This window comes from Mammaliicoccus fleurettii (assembly GCF_002018435.1).
GTDB classification, from domain to species: Bacteria; Bacillota; Bacilli; order Staphylococcales; family Staphylococcaceae; genus Mammaliicoccus; species Mammaliicoccus fleurettii.
Window position 1 is genome coordinate 124,744 of sequence record NZ_MWJM01000006.1, and the last position, 18,505, is coordinate 143,248.

The 18,505-nt window shown below is 31.5% G+C and carries 19 protein-coding genes; 11 read left to right on the forward strand and 8 right to left on the reverse strand.

The genetic code is table 11. The features are described from left to right. Window positions 1–55 precede the first annotated feature (55 nt). Complete coding sequence (locus tag B2G86_RS06780) at window positions 56–1,096, forward strand: ferrated catecholamine ABC transporter substrate-binding lipoprotein SstD (protein WP_078357373.1); 1,041 nt, start codon at window positions 56–58, stop codon at window positions 1,094–1,096. A 229-nt stretch (window positions 1,097–1,325) separates the two neighbouring features. On the opposite strand, the gene murB is transcribed toward B2G86_RS06780, so the two are convergent. Beyond that, window positions 1,326–2,246: a UDP-N-acetylmuramate dehydrogenase gene (murB, locus tag B2G86_RS06785; protein ID WP_078357374.1), complete on the reverse strand. Its 921-nt coding sequence runs from the start codon at window positions 2,244–2,246 to the stop codon at window positions 1,326–1,328. Window positions 2,247–2,316: 70 nt separating this feature from the next. Next, window positions 2,317–2,838, reverse strand: a complete 522-nt coding sequence (locus tag B2G86_RS06790; protein WP_078357375.1) for a GrpB family protein — start codon at window positions 2,836–2,838, stop codon at window positions 2,317–2,319. A 95-nt stretch (window positions 2,839–2,933) separates the two neighbouring features. Between B2G86_RS06790 and B2G86_RS06795 the strand changes: the two genes are divergently transcribed. Further along, window positions 2,934–3,821, forward strand: a complete 888-nt coding sequence (locus tag B2G86_RS06795; RefSeq protein WP_078357376.1) for an EMYY motif lipoprotein — start codon at window positions 2,934–2,936, stop codon at window positions 3,819–3,821. Between the two features lie 35 nt (window positions 3,822–3,856). On the opposite strand, the gene B2G86_RS06800 is transcribed toward B2G86_RS06795, so the two are convergent. Then, window positions 3,857–4,084, reverse strand: coding sequence for a hypothetical protein (locus B2G86_RS06800; RefSeq protein WP_078357377.1), 228 nt, complete (start codon window positions 4,082–4,084; stop codon window positions 3,857–3,859). Window positions 4,085–4,257: 173 nt separating this feature from the next. On the opposite strand from B2G86_RS06800, the gene ytxJ reads away from it, so the two are divergent. Together ytxJ and B2G86_RS06810 are read left to right on the forward strand one after the other, a co-directional pair. Continuing rightward, entirely contained in the window at window positions 4,258–4,578 is a 321-nt protein-coding gene (ytxJ, locus tag B2G86_RS06805; protein ID WP_078357378.1) for a bacillithiol system redox-active protein YtxJ, read from the forward strand. 102 nt (window positions 4,579–4,680) lie between these two features. Continuing rightward, complete coding sequence (locus B2G86_RS06810) at window positions 4,681–5,802, forward strand: glycerate kinase (protein ID WP_078357379.1); 1,122 nt, start codon at window positions 4,681–4,683, stop codon at window positions 5,800–5,802. Between the two features lie 70 nt (window positions 5,803–5,872). On the opposite strand, the gene pepT is transcribed toward B2G86_RS06810, so the two are convergent. The 4 genes from pepT to gdpS form a co-directional block, all read right to left on the reverse strand. Continuing rightward, entirely contained in the window at window positions 5,873–7,099 is a 1,227-nt protein-coding gene (pepT, locus tag B2G86_RS06815) for a peptidase T (RefSeq protein ID WP_078357380.1), read from the reverse strand. Window positions 7,100–7,135: 36 nt separating this feature from the next. Then, the gene (locus tag B2G86_RS06820) at window positions 7,136–7,600 is read right to left on the reverse strand and encodes a threonine/serine exporter family protein (protein WP_078357381.1); all 465 of its coding nucleotides are present in this window, start codon (window positions 7,598–7,600) and stop codon (window positions 7,136–7,138) included. A gap of 13 nt (window positions 7,601–7,613) precedes the next feature. Beyond that, the gene (locus B2G86_RS06825; protein WP_078357382.1) at window positions 7,614–8,381 is read right to left on the reverse strand and encodes a threonine/serine exporter family protein; all 768 of its coding nucleotides are present in this window, start codon (window positions 8,379–8,381) and stop codon (window positions 7,614–7,616) included. A gap of 97 nt (window positions 8,382–8,478) precedes the next feature. Next, complete coding sequence (gdpS, locus tag B2G86_RS06830) at window positions 8,479–9,549, reverse strand: GGDEF domain-containing protein GdpS (protein ID WP_078357383.1); 1,071 nt, start codon at window positions 9,547–9,549, stop codon at window positions 8,479–8,481. Window positions 9,550–9,807: 258 nt separating this feature from the next. Between gdpS and B2G86_RS06835 the strand changes: the two genes are divergently transcribed. Continuing rightward, window positions 9,808–10,863 carry a glycosyltransferase family 4 protein gene (locus B2G86_RS06835; RefSeq protein ID WP_078357384.1) on the forward strand — a complete coding sequence of 352 codons (1,056 nt, stop codon included), beginning with the start codon at window positions 9,808–9,810 and terminating at the stop codon, window positions 10,861–10,863. A gap of 113 nt (window positions 10,864–10,976) precedes the next feature. Here the strand turns inward: B2G86_RS06835 and B2G86_RS06840 are convergent, their stop codons facing one another. Continuing rightward, on the reverse strand, window positions 10,977–11,627 hold the full coding sequence (locus tag B2G86_RS06840; protein ID WP_078357385.1) for a YigZ family protein: 651 nt from the start codon (window positions 11,625–11,627) through the stop codon (window positions 10,977–10,979). A gap of 81 nt (window positions 11,628–11,708) precedes the next feature. Here B2G86_RS06840 and B2G86_RS06845 point away from each other — a divergent pair, with 81 nt between their 5' ends. From B2G86_RS06845 to secA, 6 genes are all read left to right on the forward strand, one after another. Beyond that, window positions 11,709–12,224 (forward strand): hypothetical protein, encoded by a 516-nt coding sequence (locus B2G86_RS06845; RefSeq protein WP_078357386.1) that lies wholly within the window; start codon window positions 11,709–11,711, stop codon window positions 12,222–12,224. 73 nt (window positions 12,225–12,297) lie between these two features. After that, on the forward strand, window positions 12,298–13,164 hold the full coding sequence (fakB1, locus tag B2G86_RS06850; RefSeq protein WP_078357387.1) for a fatty acid kinase binding subunit FakB1: 867 nt from the start codon (window positions 12,298–12,300) through the stop codon (window positions 13,162–13,164). A gap of 55 nt (window positions 13,165–13,219) precedes the next feature. After that, window positions 13,220–14,506, forward strand: coding sequence for a DEAD/DEAH box helicase family protein (locus tag B2G86_RS06855; protein ID WP_142242927.1), 1,287 nt, complete (start codon window positions 13,220–13,222; stop codon window positions 14,504–14,506). Next, window positions 14,503–15,186 (forward strand): ComF family protein, encoded by a 684-nt coding sequence (locus B2G86_RS06860; RefSeq protein WP_078357388.1) that lies wholly within the window; start codon window positions 14,503–14,505, stop codon window positions 15,184–15,186. Before B2G86_RS06855 ends, B2G86_RS06860 begins: the two co-directional genes overlap by 4 nt. Before the next feature lie 48 nt (window positions 15,187–15,234). After that, window positions 15,235–15,807 carry a ribosome hibernation-promoting factor, HPF/YfiA family gene (hpf, locus tag B2G86_RS06865; RefSeq protein WP_078357389.1) on the forward strand — a complete coding sequence of 191 codons (573 nt, stop codon included), beginning with the start codon at window positions 15,235–15,237 and terminating at the stop codon, window positions 15,805–15,807. 166 nt (window positions 15,808–15,973) lie between these two features. After that, the gene (secA, locus tag B2G86_RS06870) at window positions 15,974–18,505 is read left to right on the forward strand and encodes a preprotein translocase subunit SecA (protein WP_078357390.1); all 2,532 of its coding nucleotides are present in this window, start codon (window positions 15,974–15,976) and stop codon (window positions 18,503–18,505) included.

The window sequence follows — 18,505 nt, forward strand, 5'->3', positions numbered from 1 at the left end:
AGATAGGTTCTTGGACACATTTTATATCATTTAATCAGAAGGAGAATCATGAACTATGAAGAAAGTATTTGGTTTTATTATAATTAGCTTGTTATCAGTAGTGCTTGTAGCTTGCGGAAGTAACTCAAACAGCAAAGACGAAAAGTCATCAAAAGATGATACTAAAAGTGGTTCTCAAACTATAGAAATTCAATCGAAATATGAAGTTAGTGGCGAGAAAAAAGACGGCAGTGACTCTAAAAAAATTGAAGAAAAAGTAAAAGTACCAGTAAATCCTAAAAAAGTAGTCGTATTAGATTATGGTGCTTTAGATACAGTAGAAGCTTTAGGTGCTAAAGATGCAGTTAAAGGTGTGCCAAAAGGGGAAAATGGCGCGTCATTACCTGGATTCTTAGACACGTTTAAAGGCGATGACGTTGTGAACACAGGTTCAGTAAAAGAAGTGAATTATGACAAGATTGCTGAAATTCAACCAGATTTAATCTTATTCTCTGGTCGTACAGCAGGTACAGAAGTACAAGATGAATTGAAAAAAGCAGCTCCAGATGCAGCTAGATTATACGTTGGCGCTGATGATAAAAACTTATTAAAATCAGTGGAACAAAATACAACTAATTTAGGTAAAATCTTTGATAAAGAAGATAAAGCAAAAGAATTAATTGCTGGTTTAGATAAGAAAGTAAAAACAGCAAAAGAAAAAGCTGAAAAATCAGATGACAAAGCAATGTACTTACTAGTTAACGAAGGTGAACTATCTACATATGGACCTGGTGCTAGATTTGGTAGCTTAATTTATGATGTACTAGGCGTTAAACCAGTTGATAAAAATATTAAATCAAGTGGTCACGGTCAACCAATCAGTTATGAATATGTAACTGAGAAGAATCCAGACATTATTTACGCAATGGATAGAGGTAAAGCAATCGGTGGTAAAGAAAGCTCAAACAAAGCATTATCAAACGATGTCATTAAAGATGTAAAGGCAATTAAAGATAAAAAAGTAGTTAATGTTGATCCACAATTATGGTACTTAGCTTCAGGTGGCGTAAGAACAACTGAAAAACAAGTAGACGAAGTAATTAAAGGTTTAGAATAAATAAAAAGAGGCTGGCACATAAATACCCATTCTCAAATAAAAAGAGCTAATCCATATTTTCGGATTAGCTCTTTTTTCTTTATTTATAAAATCTACGATTTTGTACGTGCATGCTTGCCTAGGGTATGGTTCGAGCCTGTAGTCTCTCACGCATACTATTCCCTCAGGCGTCAGCACTTTACAAAATCGTGACAAAATATCCATTCTTATACAAAAAAATAAAGCACTTTTAATCTTCTAACTGTTCTCCTATAATTCTAACTTCTCTTTTTAATTCTATGTCGAATTTTTCTTTTACTACATTTTGTACATGTTTTATTATATTTTCATAGTCTGTAGCAGTACCGTTATCTACATTCACTATAAATCCGGCATGTTTTGTAGAAACTTCTACTCCGCCGATTCTATGACCTTGTAAATCTGCATCTTGAATAAGTTTGCCTGCAAAATGATTAGGAGGTCTTTGGAATACACTTCCACATGAAGGATATTCTAATGGTTGTTTATCTTCACGACGTTGTGTTAAGTCATCCATCGTAGCTTGGATTGAATTAATGTCACCGTCTTTTAATTTAAATGTTGCTTCTAATACAACTAAATGTTTACGTTGAACGATACTTGTACGGTAGTCTAATTCTAAGTCTTCACCTTTAATTACATGTAATCGGCCTGTGTCATCAACAGCTTTAATGTGATCTATACAATCTTTCACTTCGCCACCATATGCACCAGCATTCATATAAACTGCACCACCAACAGAACCTGGTATACCACAAGCAAATTCTAGTCCTGTTAAATGATGATCTCTAGCACGTCTTGATACATCTATTATAGCTGCGCCACTTCCACAAGTAATTGTTTGATTATTAACGGTTATTTCGTTGAATTGTAATAAGCTTATTACGATACCTCTTATACCACCATCTCGAATGATGATGTTAGATCCATTTCCTAAAAATGTGAGAGGGATTTGATTGTTATATGCAAACTCTATAATTTTTTGAACTTCAATATGTGAAGTTGGTGATAAATAAAAGTCAGCTTTACCGCCTGTTTTAGTGAATGTATATTTTTTTAGTGGCTCGTTCACTTTTATAAGTGATTTAGGGAGGAAAGTAGATAACGCCTCCAAAATTGTATGATTGTCCAACGTACGACGTCCTTTCTATATTGTGCTCATATTACTATTATATCAAGATTTATAATCTTAAGCGAATAGGTTAATTTTTATGCTCATTTAATAATTGTTGAAACCATTTTTGTTTTTGATTTTCATAGTCTTTAATGCTAAATGAGCTATGTAGTGCTGCTAATTTAAATGAGTCATAAGTTTGTATAATATTTTTATCATTTGTTAAAAGTGACTCTACAGTTAAATAATCATAAAGCATTTGGTTGTTTTGTTCAAGAATATGTAAACGCGTAATTTGTTTTAAGCTGATCAAATCTTCAAATTGAGCCATCATAACTTTTTTGTTATAGCCATTATGTAATCGATATATACGGTGATAGTTCAGTCTTTTTTCATCTAAGCTAGTAATATCATGTAAAGATTTTACAGTTACAAGGACATCAACTATTGGCTCAGTAGAATAATTCGTTTGCTTTGTCCCACCTATATGGTAAACATCTAAAACAGGTGTATCTAATAAATGAATTAATAAATGTTGAATTCTTTCAAAATTTAGTTTAAAATCATCAGTTGACTTTAGTTGAATAAAAGGTTGAGGAAGTTTTAACATAAAGACTCCTTTCTTTAATCATAATTGAATATACAATATAACATTTTAATTATCCATGAAATTAGGTATAATACAAGTGAAACAGAGGTGCAATGATGAAAATTAAATTACTTTATTTAATGATGTTTGTTCTTGTCTTTATTATTGCAGCTTGTGGTAATGAATTACATTCAGATCTTCAAAATTATAAAAAGGATATGAAACCTATTTATAAAAAAGAAAATTCAATTCTTAATGATATAGATAAATTAAACTTAAACCGGTTAGATCAACTTATTGGCACGGAAGTAACAGTTGAGAAGCGTAAAGAGTTGGATGAACTTCAAAATAAGCTTGAAAAGCAGATAATACCTGAAGTCAAAGATCTAAAAAAACAAGCTGAAAATATAGATGCAAAGACAAATGATGTTAAAGATGCTCATAATATATATGTGAGTAACGTAGCAAAGAAAGAAAAAACAATAACAGAATTAAATGAATATATTTCATTGTTCAAAAAATCTATTGAGTCTAATGAAAAAATATTAGAATATACAAGTGTTTTTGAACAAAATAAATCTGATGCAGAGAAAAATGCAAAGCTAGCCAAAAATAATGCAGAAGAAAAAGAAGATTATGAAGCACTCGTTTCAGTTATTGATAAAAACAGTGAAGAGTTAAGTAGTAAAGCAAAATATTTAAATGAAACTCAGAATGTTCAAGATAGAGCAGATTATATTGAGAGTGAAATTATTCCATTGTTTTCTAAAAATGTTAAATCATTAAATCAAACGAATATCTCATCTAAAAGAGTTAATCAAATGAGACAAGCTCAAATAGAGGTATATTATACGCTCATTAATTATTATAAAGAACGTAAAAAAGGGATTGTAATTGAAGATAAACTTCAAAAAATACAAGTATCAAACGGTATGAATGCTCAATTTACTTATCTAGGTAAAGATGAAAAGTATGACAAAGCAATCGAAAGGTTAGATAAATAAAACACACCAAATACATTAATTTTGGTGTGTTTTCTTCATTTTTTATTTATGGTATCTTCATTTTTACGATTCTTTGATAAATATATGTTTTTGCCTACTAATGATACGAACCAAATAGAAAATGCGATTATAAGAATAAACGATAATGCAGGTTGATTTGTAAAATCAAATAAAAACAGTATAGAAATAATAAGTAAACATGCATTAATCGTATCAATCATGCCCCATCTTTTAATAAGTGTGGGTTTAGCATCTTTGGACAAAACTGGCACCTCCTTAATATATAACTAGTATACCAAAATTGTCTTGTGGTTAATATTATAGTTTAAGGGTAAAGATAATAAAGCCAATTATTAAAAATAGAATTTGCCATATAAATGGATAGATGATATAGTGTTCAATTGTATTGGTTAAATTATGATAGAGGTGAATTAAAATGGTCGTGAAATTAACTTCCATCGATCAATTTGAAAAAGTACTCAATGATAATCCAAACGTATTTGTTATGAAACATAGCGGTACTTGTCCTATTTCAGCAAGTGCATATGATCAATTTAACAAATTCTTATATGAAAGAGACATGGATGGTTATTATTTAATTGTTCAAGAAGAAAGAGAATTGTCTGATTATATAGCTGACAAAACTGGAGTCAAACATGAATCGCCACAAGCATTTTACTTTGTAAATGGGAATGCTGAATGGGATGCGAGTCATGAAAATATCACAGTAGCAAGTTTATCGAAAGCAGAAGAGTAATATTGATAATAAGCAAACAGTCAAAAAAGACTGTTTGTTTTTTTGTTAAATGTGTAAAAAAACAGTATAATGAATTATGATAAAAAGCATGAGGTGAAAATTATGAGAGTATTAGTTGCGATGGATGAGTTTGATAGTATTTTATCTAGTTACCATGCAAATCGATTTGTCGAAGAAGCAATAAAGTCTCAATTTAATGAAGCGGATATTGTACAAGTTCCATTATTTAATGGGCAAAGAGAAGTTATAGATTCAGTATTATTATGGCAATCCGGAACAAAATATTCAGTAGATCATCATGATGCATATATGAGACCGAAATCATCTGTATATGTAGTGACTGAACAGAATATAACAGTTATAGAAGCAGGGGATATACTATCTTCAAGTGAAGAAATCATTAGTCCACTTAATACAAGTTCGTATGGATTAGGTGAAGTCATTTTAGAAGCACTGAATGAAGAAAGCAAAGAAATGTTGATATCAGTAGGGAATGTAGCAAGTTATGATGGTGGGCTTGGTATGTTACAAGCGTTAGGTGCTAAATTCTATGACGCAGAAGGCGCTTTAGTAGATGTTAGTAAAGGCGCTAAATGGATGAAATATATTAGAACAATTGATTTATATGATTTAGATAAAAGATTAAAAGATAAAAATATCAAAGTCATTACAGACTTTGAATCTAAATACTATGGTAAAGACAGCCGAATTATGAAAGAGCAAGAATTAAATCAAATTGCTAAAGACGATGCTGTTTCAATCGATAATGCATTGTGGTATATCAGCGAATTATTTAAAAGTCAGCATAAAATATTATTAGGTAAAGAAGAAAGAGGCGGATCAGGAAGCGGATTAGCTGCTTTATTTAATAGTTTATGGGATGCCCAACTTGTTACTGGTGGGGATGTAGTCAATGAGCTTACGTATTTAGATCAATTAATAGAGCAAGCAGATTTAATTGTATTTGGTGAAGGTTTACAACCTAATCAACAATTGTTGGAGACAACTTCAGTGAGAATAGCAGAATTATGTAAAAAACATCAAAAAATAAATATTGCGATATGTGCAACAGATGAAAAATTCGATCAATATTTAGAACAAGATGTTACTGCAATGTTTAAAGTATTTAATAAAGACCAATATACGATGAGTGATTTAGAAATGGGCATTGCCTTGAGACATTTAACAACGCAGTCACTTAGATTACTAAAATCATCGTTATAATTAAAAGATTAAAAAAACCATGCATAGCCGTTAAGTAAATCTTAACAGGTATGCATGGTTTTTTGATTTATTATGATTGCTTTTCAAATTCAGAAACGATACCGATAATTGTGTGGACTGCTTTTTTCATGACATCTATTGAAGCATATTCAAATGGTCCATGGAAGTTTGCTCCGCCTGTAAATAAGTTTGGCGTTGGTAAGCCCATATACGATAATTGTGAGCCGTCAGTTCCGCCTCTTATTGGTTCAATGATAGGCGTTATACCTAATGACTTGATAACTTTCTCTGGTATGTCAACAAGCTCAGGATGTGGCTTGATTTTTTCACCCATATTGAAATATTGATCATGGATCGTTACATTAATCAATTCACTATCATATTTATGATTTAAAATTTTGGCTATATCTAATAAATGATTTTTTCTTCGTTCGAATTGTGCTTTATCATGATCACGAATAATATATTGAAGTGTTGCTTTTTCAACTGTGCCAGACATATCTGTTAGATGGTAAAAACCTTCGTATCCATCCGTTTGTTCTGGTACTTCATGATTAGGAAGTTGATCATTAAAAGCCATGGCTAAAGTATTAGCGTTAACCATAACATCTTTAGCTGAGCCTGGATGAACATTGACGCCATTCACTTCTACTATTGCAGCTGCAGCATTAAAACTTTCAAATTGTAATTCACCTTCAAGACTGCCGTCTAATGTATAAGCAAAATCTGCATTAAATCGTTCAACATCAAAGTTATGTGGACCTTTGCCTATTTCTTCATCTGGTGTAAAACTAAATCTAATGTCACCATGTTTAATTTCAGGATGTTCATTCAAATAAATAATGGCTTCCATAATTTCAACGACACCTGCTTTATCATCTGCACCAAGTAAAGATGTACCATCTGTCGTCATCAAAGTATGTCCAATTACTTTGTTTAATTGTGGAAATGTTTTTGGACTAAGTATTTTATCTGAATTTCCTAATTGTATATCTTGACCGTCGTATTTTTCGACTATTAAAGGTTTAACATTTGATGCGTTATAGTCTGGAGAAGTATCGATATGAGCTAATAAACCTATAGTTGGAACCTTTTTATCGGTATTTGATGGAAGTGTTGCCATTAAATAACCTTTATCATCTACATCTACTTCAAGGTTTAATGCTTTTATTTCTTCTTGAAGCAGATTAATTAAGTCCCATTGCTTCTCAGTAGATGGTGTAGTTTGGCTAGATGGATCAGCTTGTGTATCTATTCTTACATATCTTTCTAATCGATCAATTAGACGTTGTTTCAAATTGCTCGCTCCTTTTTACTTCTATTTACGTATTTATTATACGCTCTTTTGTTTCCTAGAAGCAAAAGAATGCTTTGAACGAACATAGATTTGGAAGATGATTTCTGAACATAAAATACCAAATGCGATAGCACCAGAAATCAATGTAGCTTGTAACGTTGTATTGATTGCAACGTCATAATTATTTATAACTAAATTTTTAGTAGCGTCATATGCTAGACCACCTGGTACAAGAGGAATAATACCGGCTACTATAAATATGATCATTGGTCGTTTGTAATAACGGCTCATAATATGACTCATTAAAGCTAATGCAAAGCTACCATAAAATGAAGCTTGTACTTTATCTATACCAAAATCTAACGAAATTGTGTAAATCATCCAACCCATTGCGCCAACGATACCGCAAGCTATTAAAAGTCTCTTAGGTGCATTGAAAATGACAGAGAAAAATAACGTTGCTGTAAAACTTAATAAAATTTGATATATATAATCTAACATTTAAAGCACCTCCTTAACTTAGTAATAACACGATTGCAACACCAGCACCGATAGCAAAAGCCGTTAGTGCCGCTTCAACGCCTTTTGAAATACCTGCAAGCAGTTGACCAGCCATTAAATCTCGAATTGCATTTGTAATAAGTACACCAGGTACTAGAGGCATTACTGAAGCAATTGTTATTAAGCTTAAATTTACGCCTATAAAGAAATTAACACTTATGGTTGCAATTGTAGCGATAATCAATGAACTTATGAACTCAGTAAAGAATTTAATTCTAATTGTGTTATGAACAATAGACATAGTTAAATATCCTGTACCACCAGCTATAAATGATGGAATCACTTCAGCTTGTTTACCACCAAACATAGGTAAGAAACAAGCTGAAGCAATCGCTGCAGCTAATACTTTTAACCAAAAAGGAAACTGCAATGAAGCATGATGCAAATGTATGAGTTCCGATTTAGCTTCGTCTATCGATAATTCATTATTCGCTATTTTTCGTGAGATTTGATTCGTTAATGAAATTTTTTCTAAATCTGTTGTACGTTCATCTATTCTTATTAGACGAGTGTTTGTTCTGTCGTTAAGAGAAAAGATAATAGCAGTAGAAGTTACGAAGCTATGTGTGTTTTCTAAGCCATAGCTTGTTGCGATTCTTGCCATTGTATCTTCAACTCTATACGTCTCAGCGCCACTCTCTAAAAGTATTCGACCAGCTGTCATGACAACATCAATTATTTTATTTTCATCTATAATAGTGAAGTCTTGTATCTCTTCCATATTAACCTCCAGTTTCACATTGAATTAATGTTAATACATATAATAAAAACTTTCCAACAAAAAACATAGAATTGCTATAGGCAATTCTATGTTCATTTTATAATTTAATAATTGGATTGAACATTACTTTGTTTTGACCTTGTAATTTTGCTTCATGTAACATATCATCGGCATCTTTGAAGACACGACGTTTAGATTTGTTGTCTTGTTCACTTAAGTAACCTACGCCAATAGAAACAGATAACTTTATCGTTTCTTTATTTGGTAAATGGAACGTAGACTGTTGAACACTATCACGAATGCTTTCAGCTAATTTAATCGCACTGTCTAACGTCTCACCAACAATTATAATCGAAAATTCTTCTCCACCGTTACGAAAAGCCTTAACATCTTTTGGTAAATAATTTATCAATAACTGTGACATTTGTTTAAGAACAGCGTCTCCAGCTTTATGACTATATGCATCATTTACATTTTTAAAGCCATCTATATCAATTAATAATAAAGCCATAGATTGATCATTTTCAGTAATTTGTTCTGTAGTCTTGTTTAAATAACGATCAAATTCTTTAACATTTCCTAATCCTGTTAAATAATCTACTGATTCTTCGTTTTCATATCTTGAAATTAAATTTTTCAATATCCAAATGTCTCGATAAACACTTGCACTTATAATACTAAGAATAAAGGAAACGGGTACAAGAAACAACCACTCATTTAGCCATGAGTCTGGATTTAAAAAGATAAGCGTTATAGCTATAATAATGATGCTTATCAAATATAATAATTGAATACTAACGAAATCACTTTGTTTAAGAAATGGACCAATCACACCAACTACAACTGCTATAATAAGCAAATGCAGATTATCTAAAAATGGTGTTCCAAATGCGAACATGTCAACAAGTAATACAACACCTGCACTTAAAACAGAATAAAATAAATTAGTAAACCTTCCTAAGAAGAGAATTGGAATAAAACTTAAAGTAATAACATATTCATGATATTGTATAGGATTTGATACTAATAATATAGAAACACCTGTCATTAAAAGGGTGATATAATTTTGAGAAAAAGTCACTGTTCTTGTTTCGTTATATTGCATTCGATGGTATAGATAAAATGCTGCAATAGTCACTGATATATTAAATATAATTGCTTGTATCATTTAACACCATCCTTCTTTTAGTAAGCCATATGATATTGTAATCTATTAGGTGGCTTTTGTCACGATATAATAGGATATTTTGTTAAAAAAGTTTCTTTTTTCACATGAACGATATAATGTTCTGTTATGCTTTAAAATTCTTCCTACTAAAAAATGTGGTATACTATTGTTTTTATAGCATGTAGAATAAAACTTTGATATTCTAAAAGTAATATATAAATTAAAATAATGCTTCAATTTAAAAATGAAGGTGAATCCATGTTTACTTTGCAACTAATATTACTAACCATGATTGTAAGTTTAATACTAACACCTTTAGTCATTGTTCTTTCAAAAAAAATTGGTGCAGTTGATATGCCAAATGTTAGAAAAGTTCATACTAAACCAGTATCTGTATTAGGCGGATCAGTCATTTTATTATCTTTTCTTATCGGATTATGGTGGGGAAAACCTGTTGAACATGAAACAATTCCTATTATATTAGGTGCAATTGTTATATATTTAATTGGTTTAGTTGATGATCTTTATGATATGAAACCACTTGTTAAACTTGCTGGACAGATTGCAGTTTCTTTAATTGTAGTCTTAAACCATGTAACGCTTGATTTTATTACACTACCTTTTGGTATAGTAATAGAATTTGGTATATTCAGTATTCCAATGACAATATTTTGGGTAGTTGCAGTTATGAATGCAATTAACTTAATTGATGGGTTAGACGGATTAGCGTCAGGAATATCTTGTATAGCTTTAATAACGATAGGATTTATCGCAATACTACAACAAAATATATTTATAATGATGATATGTGGTGTATTAATAGGTTCTTTATTAGGATTCCTAGTATTTAATTCACACCCTGCAAAAATATTCTTAGGAGATAGTGGGGCATTACTTCTAGGGTATATCATTGGTGTCTTATCGTTATTAGGTTTTAAAAATATTACATTAATATCGTTATTCTTCCCAATGGTTATTCTTGCAGTTCCATTTATTGATATGTTATTCGCTGTGATTCGTAGATTACATAATCGACAATCCATCGTACAAGCAGATAAATCACATTTACATCATAAGTTATTAGATTTAGGTTATACACATAGACAAACTGTCGTCTTAATATATATGATAGCTATTCTATTTAGTATATCGAGTGTGATACTTTATTTATCACCACCATATGGCGTCTTAATGATGTTTATTATGATTTTAATTACAATAGAGTTAATCGTAGAATTCACAGGTCTCATAAATGCAAATTACAGACCAATTCTTAACTTTTTAACAAGAACAAAATATAAAAAAGAACGCTAATAGAAATTAGCGTTCTTTTTTATGCGCATGCTTTTCGCGGGAAAAATAAGTATATAGGTTTTTAACGGCAAGTTTTGTGAGTATTGCTTGTTAGACTATATAAACAACCTTGATTAGCGTTCTTCTTCTTTATTATATGGAAATGGTAAGGCAATCATATCTTGTTTCGTTAAGTCATATTTTCCTTGATTAACTTCATTTAAGAAAGAGATGAAGTTGTCTTCTTCTGATGCGATGACGTTAATTGTATATGTTACTTTGTCTGTATATGATGTGTCGACTAATTGATAATCTGTTTGTTGTAATTCGTGTTCGAAGCGTCCTGTTTGATCGTAATCGAGTGTGATTTCAAATGGAATAGCGTCTAATAATATGATGCGTCCTATTTCTTTAATGACTTGGCTAACTGCGCTACCATATGCTCTAATAAGTCCGCCGGCACCTAATTTAATGCCACCAAAATATCTTGTAACGACGACTACGACATTGTGGAGCTGCTGCTTTTTTAATACTTCTAACATTGGTACACCAGCAGTTCCTGATGGTTCTCCGTCATCATTGGCTTTTTGTATAAGCATGGTTGGACCTATAATATAACTTGAACAATTGTGAGTGGCATCATGATGTTCTTTTTTCTTGCTTTGTATAAACGCTTTAGCTTCTTCTTCTGTTTCTGCAGGATATATACTTGCAATAAACCTTGATTTATTGATAACAATCTCAGTTTCATGTGCTGATTTAATTGTAATTAGTCCTTCTGCCATGTTTATACTTCTCCCTTTACATCTTAATCTGTTACGATATATTATATACTATTAAAAATGGACGGGAAAGGATTGTATGAATTGAAGAATAAATTATTACTTTTATGTATAGTGTTATCGTTAGTGTTAGTGGCTTGTGGTTCAAAAGAAGAGGAGAAACCAACGACTGATGAAGCAGGAGATAAACATGGTATAAAAATAGATGAAAAAGGAAATCCTAAAGAAACAATTCAAGTGAATGATAAGACTGAAAAGGCAGTAAAAGAAGTGATAGAACAAAATAGAAAGTCTTTAAATGAAGGGAATGTCGATGAATATATAAAAACAATAGATTCAAATTCTAAACAACTTGATGTTAAAGAAGAAGAAAAAGTATTAAAAGATACACTTAAAAATTATAAGTTTGATAAAAAGATATCCAATATTAAATTCTTAGAGGATAAAAAAGACCAAGTTGTTGTATTTTATAGTACAGAAACAACAGCACATCCAAAAGATGGTAGTAAAGAAGAGAAGAAATCCTTTAAAGAAGCTGTAACACTAATTAAAAAGGGCGATACTTACAAAATTAGTCATGTAGAACCGTATGCAATTTAGTCAATAAACTCCTTTTCAAATAAGTGAGAATTAGATATGATTGATATGGAAGAGAATCAAGGAGGATAACTTTATGAAAATTGCTGTTCTAACAGATTCAACAGCATATTTAGATCAAGCTTATTTAGATAAATATCAAATTAAAACAGTCGCGCTAAACGTTATTTTTAATGATGAAACATATAAAGAATTATCGGAACTGAAGACAGATGATTTTTATAAAAGAATGAGAAATGAAACGCAATTGCCGACAACTTCTCAACCTGCTATGGGTGAATATGTCGAGTTGCTCGAAAGCTTAAAAGAAGATGGCTATACAGATGTAATAGCCGTTCACTTATCAAGTGGTATAAGTGGTACTTTCCAAAGTGCAGTAACAGCAAATGCTATGGTTGATGGAATTCAAGTTCATCCATTCGATTCTGAAATTTCTTGTGCTGTTCAAGGGTTCTATGCTTTAAAAGCTGCTCAGCTTGTAGAACAAGGCATGACAGTTGTAGATAATATACTTGAACAATTAGAAAGCATGAAAGAAACGACAAACGCTTATTTCATAGTTGATGATTTAAACAACTTGAAAAAAGGCGGACGTTTAAACAGTGCACAGGCTTTAGTAGGTACAATGTTACAAGTTAAGCCTTTGTTACACTTTGAGGACACTAAAATTGTTCCATATGACAAAGTGAGAACTAAGAAAAGAGCTATAAAACGTATCGAAGAACAAATTGCTACAGAAGTGGAAGGTTACAAAAACTTATCTATTGTTATTATTCATGCTAATGACAAAGAAAGTGCAGTTTCTTGGAAAGCACAAATAGAAGAGAAGTTTCCTGAAGCGAATGTTATATTGAGTTATTTCGGACCAGTAATTGGCACACACTTAGGTGAAGGTGCATTAGGATTAGGATTTACAACGACAGAATTAGATTTATCTATATAAAATAACTACAGCACAAAAAGCTTAAGCTTTTTGTGCTTTTTTATTGGAGGTTACGATGAAATTATATGGACGAATATGTCATGATTTAAACAATTTAACAACGGAAACAGTAAAAGTCAGTAAACCTGGTGTTTCAAAGGTACATGAAAAATATATTTGTAACCAATGTGGTAACACTGATCAAACGTTATTCTTTAATTATTATTGTCATCATTGTAATGCAACAACAACTTATTGCAGATACTGTATAAACCTAGGCAAAGTTCAAAGTTGCAAAGCTATTTATATCATTGAAAGTGAGAGACAGAAATCATTATGTAAATATCGATTGAATTTTGAGCTTAGTGAACAGCAAAGACATGCATCAGACAAAATTAAACAAGCGGTATTAAACAGTGAACATTTATTACTTCATGCGGTGACTGGTGCAGGCAAAACAGAAATGATATTTGAAGGTATTTCAGTAGCTAGACAAAATGGAGATAACGTTGCTGTAGTTTCTCCAAGAGTCGATGTTGTTAAAGAAGTATATTTAAGATTAGCAGAGGCTTTTAAAGATGAGCAAATCGATTTAATGTATGAAGGCAATTTTGGTCAATATAATAGTACTTTTGTTGTAGCAACTGTACATCAATTAATGCGTTATGATAGTCATTTTGATGTTGTTATTGTCGATGAAGTTGATGCATTTCCTTTAGATATGGATAATCAACTTATGCATACGATTCATAAAGCATCTACACTTCACGCAAGTCACATTTATTTAACTGCAACTCCAAATCAACAACTCCAAGCGAAATTTACGGATTCTCAAATAATTAAACTTCCAGCAAGATATCACGGTCATTCTTTACCCCTTCCTGAATTTCAATTCAATGCGATAAAAGAAACAAAATTAAATCAAAAATTGCTAAAACTATTAAAGAAACAAATAGAAGATAAAAGGAAAACTTTTGTGTTTTTCCATGATATAAGTTACATGAAAAAAGTATTTAATATGTATGAACACTACTTTTCAAAAATTGAGTATGTTTCAAGTGTTGATTCAGAGCGGCATGAAAAAGTTAGCCTATTAAGAAATGATGAGATCGACATCATGTTTACGACGACGATTTTAGAGAGAAGTGTCACGCTTGAATACTTAGACGTCGTTATCGTGCATACTGAAAAATTTACAAGCAGTGCAATTATTCAAATAGCTGGTCGGGTGGGGCGTAAATTATCATGTCCTACTGGAAAAGTTGTTTGCTACCACGAAGGTATTACGAAAAATATGTTACATGCAAAAAATGAAATCTCAAAAATGAATAGTCTTGCACGTAAGAAAGGATGGATAACATGAAGAAATGTGTTATATGTCAAAATTCAATAAATGAAGAGATAAATTTATTGAATCTTTTTTCGTCCACATCTACTATATGTAAAAATTGTGAGCCACAACTTACCTTTAATCTCAATGATAGACGTTGTAAACGTTGTTTAAAAGTGCTTTCTTCAGAGGAAAATGAATGTCTAGATTGTCTTTGGTTATCCAATAGGTATCAATTAATCAATCAACTTTATACGATATATGATTACCAAGGACTTATAAAAGAATTAATGCATCAATACAAATTTATGGGAGACGTTGCAATTGCTCAAATATTTCAGTTACCTAAAAATATTTTGAAACAGTATGACTACATAATTCCTGCACCAATTCATCCAAATAAACTCGCAACTAGAACATTTGATCATGTTACTTTCGTATTAGATATTCAAAATGTAAATTATATACAAATATTTGAGACTGAACTCAGACAAAAACAATCTGATTTAACAAAAAAACAAAGGTCTTTACAACTCAACCCATTTAGAATAAATCAAGAAATAGAATTAGAAAATAAATGTATTTTACTCGTAGATGATATTTATACAACAGGGCTGACAATTCACCAATTAGCTGAACTTTTATTTATTAGAAAAATCAGAAAAATAGATACCTTAACATTTGCAAGAGGGGGAAATAATGGTAAAATATAAGTAGGAAGAAACACAAGAGAAATAGAGCGTTAAAGGAGTCGGTGCTTTATGATCAGATTTGAAATTCATGGTGAAAACATCACAGTGACTGATCCGATAAGAAATTATATTGAGGACAAAGTAAGTAAACTTGAAAGATACTTTACTAATGTCCCAGAGGCAATAGCTCATGTTAAAATTAAAACTTATCAGGATTCTCGCAGTAAAGTTGAAGTAACTATTCCGTTGAAAGATGTTACTTTAAGAGCTGAGGAAAGACATGAAGATTTATATGCTGGAATCGACTTGATAACAAACAAACTTGAAAGACAAGTGCGTAAGTACAAAACAAAGGTCAACAGAAAGTATCGCGATAAAGGGCGAGATAAAGATGTATTTGCAACAAGTGTAGATGCATCATCACCAGTAGAAAGTGAAGATAACGATAGTGATAATGAAATTGAAATTATCCGTTCTAAACAATTTGCGTTAAAACCTATGGATTCTGAAGAAGCAGTATTACAAATGAATTTATTAGGACATGATTTTTACATTTTCACAGATGCAGAAACAGATGAAACAAGTATTGTTTATAAACGTAAAGATGGAAAATATGGATTAATTGAAACTTCTATACAATAAAGTAAGAACACAAGGACTGGTGCAGAATTTCTGCATCAGTTTCTTTGTCTATTAATAGCTTTTCATTTACAGAGGTGGTAATCTTAAATAGTATAAAAAGTGATATAAAAGTGTTATGATATATTGTTGTAAGATTACTAGTTTCCTAGTTGAAGGAGAGAACAAAATGGGTTTTTTATCAAAAATAGCTGATGGTAATAAACGAGTAGTAAAATCACTCGAGAAGTTAGCAAATCAAGTCATTAATTTTGAAGATGAAATTGCTAAGTTAACAGATGAGCAATTAAGAGAAAAGACAGAACAATTTAAAAAAGAATTAGCTGAAATAGAAGATTATAAAAAGCAAGAAAAGTATTTAGAAAAATTACTACCAGAAGCATATGCAATTGTTAGAGAAGCGTCTACAAGAGTATTCAAAATGACACCATTTAAAGTGCAAATTATGGGTGGTATTGCGATTCATCGTGGCGATATTTCTGAAATGAAAACTGGTGAAGGTAAGACATTAACAGCAACTATGCCTGTTTATTTAAATGCATTAACAGGTAGAGGTGTTCATGTTGTTACTGTCAATGAATATTTATCAAGTTCACAAAGTGAAGAAATGGCACAACTATACAATTTCTTAGGACTATCTGTAGGTCTGAATTTAAATTCAATGAATACAGATCAAAAGCGTGAAGCATACGCATCAGATATTACGTATAGTACAAATAATGAGCTTGGGTTCGATTATTTAAGAGACAACATGGTTACTTATAAAAAAGACCGCGTTATGAGACCATTAAACTTTGCAATCATTGATGAGGTCGATTCAATTTTAATCGATGAAGCGAGAACGCCACTTATCATTTCTGGTGAAGCTGAAAAATCAACAACTTTATATACTCAAACAAACGTGTTTGTAAAAATGCTTAAAGATGATGATGACTTTACTTATGATGAAAAGACTAAAGCAATCACATTAACTGAGCAAGGTATTGATAAAGCAGAACGCATGTTTAAAATAGATAATTTATTCGACGTTAAAAATGTGAACTTAATGCATCATATTAATATAGCTTTAAAAGCAAACAGAACGATGTTTAAAGATAAAGATTATGTTGTTGAAGATGGCGAAATTATGATTGTTGACCAATTTACTGGTCGTACAATGCCTGGACGTCGATTCTCAGACGGTTTACACCAAGCAATTGAAGCTAAAGAAGGTTTAGAAATTCAAAATGAATCTAAAACAATGGCTTCTATTACATTCCAAAACTTCTTTAGAATGTACAATAAGTTGTCTGGTATGACTGGTACAGCTAAGACGGAAGAAGAAGAATTTAGAAATATTTATAATATGACAGTTACACAAATACCTACAAATAGACCGATCCAACGTCTAGATGAAGCGGATTTAATTTTTTCATCTCAAAAAGGTAAATTCGATGCTGTTGTTAATGACGTTATTGAATTTTACAAAAAAGGACAGCCTGTATTATTAGGTACTGTGGCTGTAGAAACAAGTGAGTATATTTCACAACTATTGAAGAAAAAAGGCGTTAGGCATAATGTATTGAATGCTAAAAACCATGAACGTGAAGCAGACATCATTTTAAATGCTGGTCAAAAAGGTGCAGTTACAATCGCAACAAACATGGCTGGTCGTGGTACAGACATCAAACTTGGAGACGGTGTTGTTGAATTAGGTGGACTAGCAGTAATCGGTACAGAACGACATGAATCAAGACGTATCGATGATCAGCTAAGAGGTCGTTCTGGTCGTCAAGGTGACGTTGGGCGAAGTAGATTCTACCTATCACTACAAGATGAATTAATGGTCAGATTCGGTTCTGAACGTATGCAATCACTAATGGGTAAATTAGGAATGAATGATGATACACCTATCGAATCTAAAATGGTTTCTAGAGCAGTTGAATCAGCTCAAAAACGTGTTGAAGGTAATAACTTTGATGCTCGTAAACGACTATTAGAATATGATGATGTATTAAGAAAACAACGTGAAATCATTTATGGTGAACGTAACGATATAATTGAAAAAGAAGACGTACAAGATATTGTGAAAGATATGATTAAATCATCTCTAGAACGTGGCGTTAATTATCATTTATCAAATAATGAAGAAGAAATTGATTATGATGCACTCGTACAATTTATCGATGATTCTTATTTACAACAAGATTCAATTAAAGCAGATGATATTCGTGGTAGAGATTATGAAGATATCATTGAAATTGTTCTTGAAAAAATTAAGGCTCAATATGATGCACAACAAGAAGACTTTGGTGACCAAATGTCTGAATTTGAACGCATGATTGTTTTAAGAACAATTGACCGTAAATGGACAGACCATATCGATACGATGGACCAATTACGTACAGGTATTCATTTAAGATCTTATGGCCAAATCAATCCACTTCGTGAATATCAAAACGAAGGATTAGATTTATTTGAAACGATGTTGAACGAAATTGAAGATGAAGTAAGTAAATATATTCTTAAGTCAACAATTGATCGCGGAGAACAAGTTGAACGTGAACAAGTTGAAATAGGCGAAGCTAAACACGTAGGTGCCAATGATGGTAAAGAAAAAGTCAAACCTAAACCTATCGTTAAAGATGAACAAGTAGGTCGTAATGATCCGTGTCCATGTGGAAGCGGAAAAAAATATAAAAACTGTCACGGCCAAGCATAA

What these genes read in the sequence shown, in the direction of transcription:
- B2G86_RS06860 (WP_078357388.1), top strand. Translation starts at nt 14,503, where the DNA reads ATGAAGAAATGTGTTATATGTCAAAATTCAATAAATGAAGAGATAAAT.
- B2G86_RS06825 (WP_078357382.1), bottom strand. Translation starts at nt 8,381, where the DNA reads ATGGAAGAGATACAAGACTTCACTATTATAGATGAAAATAAAATAATT.
- ytxJ (WP_078357378.1), top strand. Translation starts at nt 4,258, where the DNA reads ATGGTCGTGAAATTAACTTCCATCGATCAATTTGAAAAAGTACTCAAT.
- fakB1 (WP_078357387.1), top strand. Translation starts at nt 12,298, where the DNA reads ATGAAAATTGCTGTTCTAACAGATTCAACAGCATATTTAGATCAAGCT.
- hpf (WP_078357389.1), top strand. Translation starts at nt 15,235, where the DNA reads ATGATCAGATTTGAAATTCATGGTGAAAACATCACAGTGACTGATCCG.
- B2G86_RS06855 (WP_142242927.1), top strand. Translation starts at nt 13,220, where the DNA reads ATGAAATTATATGGACGAATATGTCATGATTTAAACAATTTAACAACG.
- B2G86_RS06840 (WP_078357385.1), bottom strand. Translation starts at nt 11,627, where the DNA reads ATGGCAGAAGGACTAATTACAATTAAATCAGCACATGAAACTGAGATT.
- B2G86_RS06835 (WP_078357384.1), top strand. Translation starts at nt 9,808, where the DNA reads ATGTTTACTTTGCAACTAATATTACTAACCATGATTGTAAGTTTAATA.
- secA (WP_078357390.1), top strand. Translation starts at nt 15,974, where the DNA reads ATGGGTTTTTTATCAAAAATAGCTGATGGTAATAAACGAGTAGTAAAA.
- B2G86_RS06795 (WP_078357376.1), top strand. Translation starts at nt 2,934, where the DNA reads ATGAAAATTAAATTACTTTATTTAATGATGTTTGTTCTTGTCTTTATT.
- B2G86_RS06810 (WP_078357379.1), top strand. Translation starts at nt 4,681, where the DNA reads ATGAGAGTATTAGTTGCGATGGATGAGTTTGATAGTATTTTATCTAGT.
- gdpS (WP_078357383.1), bottom strand. Translation starts at nt 9,549, where the DNA reads ATGATACAAGCAATTATATTTAATATATCAGTGACTATTGCAGCATTT.
- B2G86_RS06790 (WP_078357375.1), bottom strand. Translation starts at nt 2,838, where the DNA reads ATGTTAAAACTTCCTCAACCTTTTATTCAACTAAAGTCAACTGATGAT.
- B2G86_RS06780 (WP_078357373.1), top strand. Translation starts at nt 56, where the DNA reads ATGAAGAAAGTATTTGGTTTTATTATAATTAGCTTGTTATCAGTAGTG.
- B2G86_RS06820 (WP_078357381.1), bottom strand. Translation starts at nt 7,600, where the DNA reads ATGTTAGATTATATATATCAAATTTTATTAAGTTTTACAGCAACGTTA.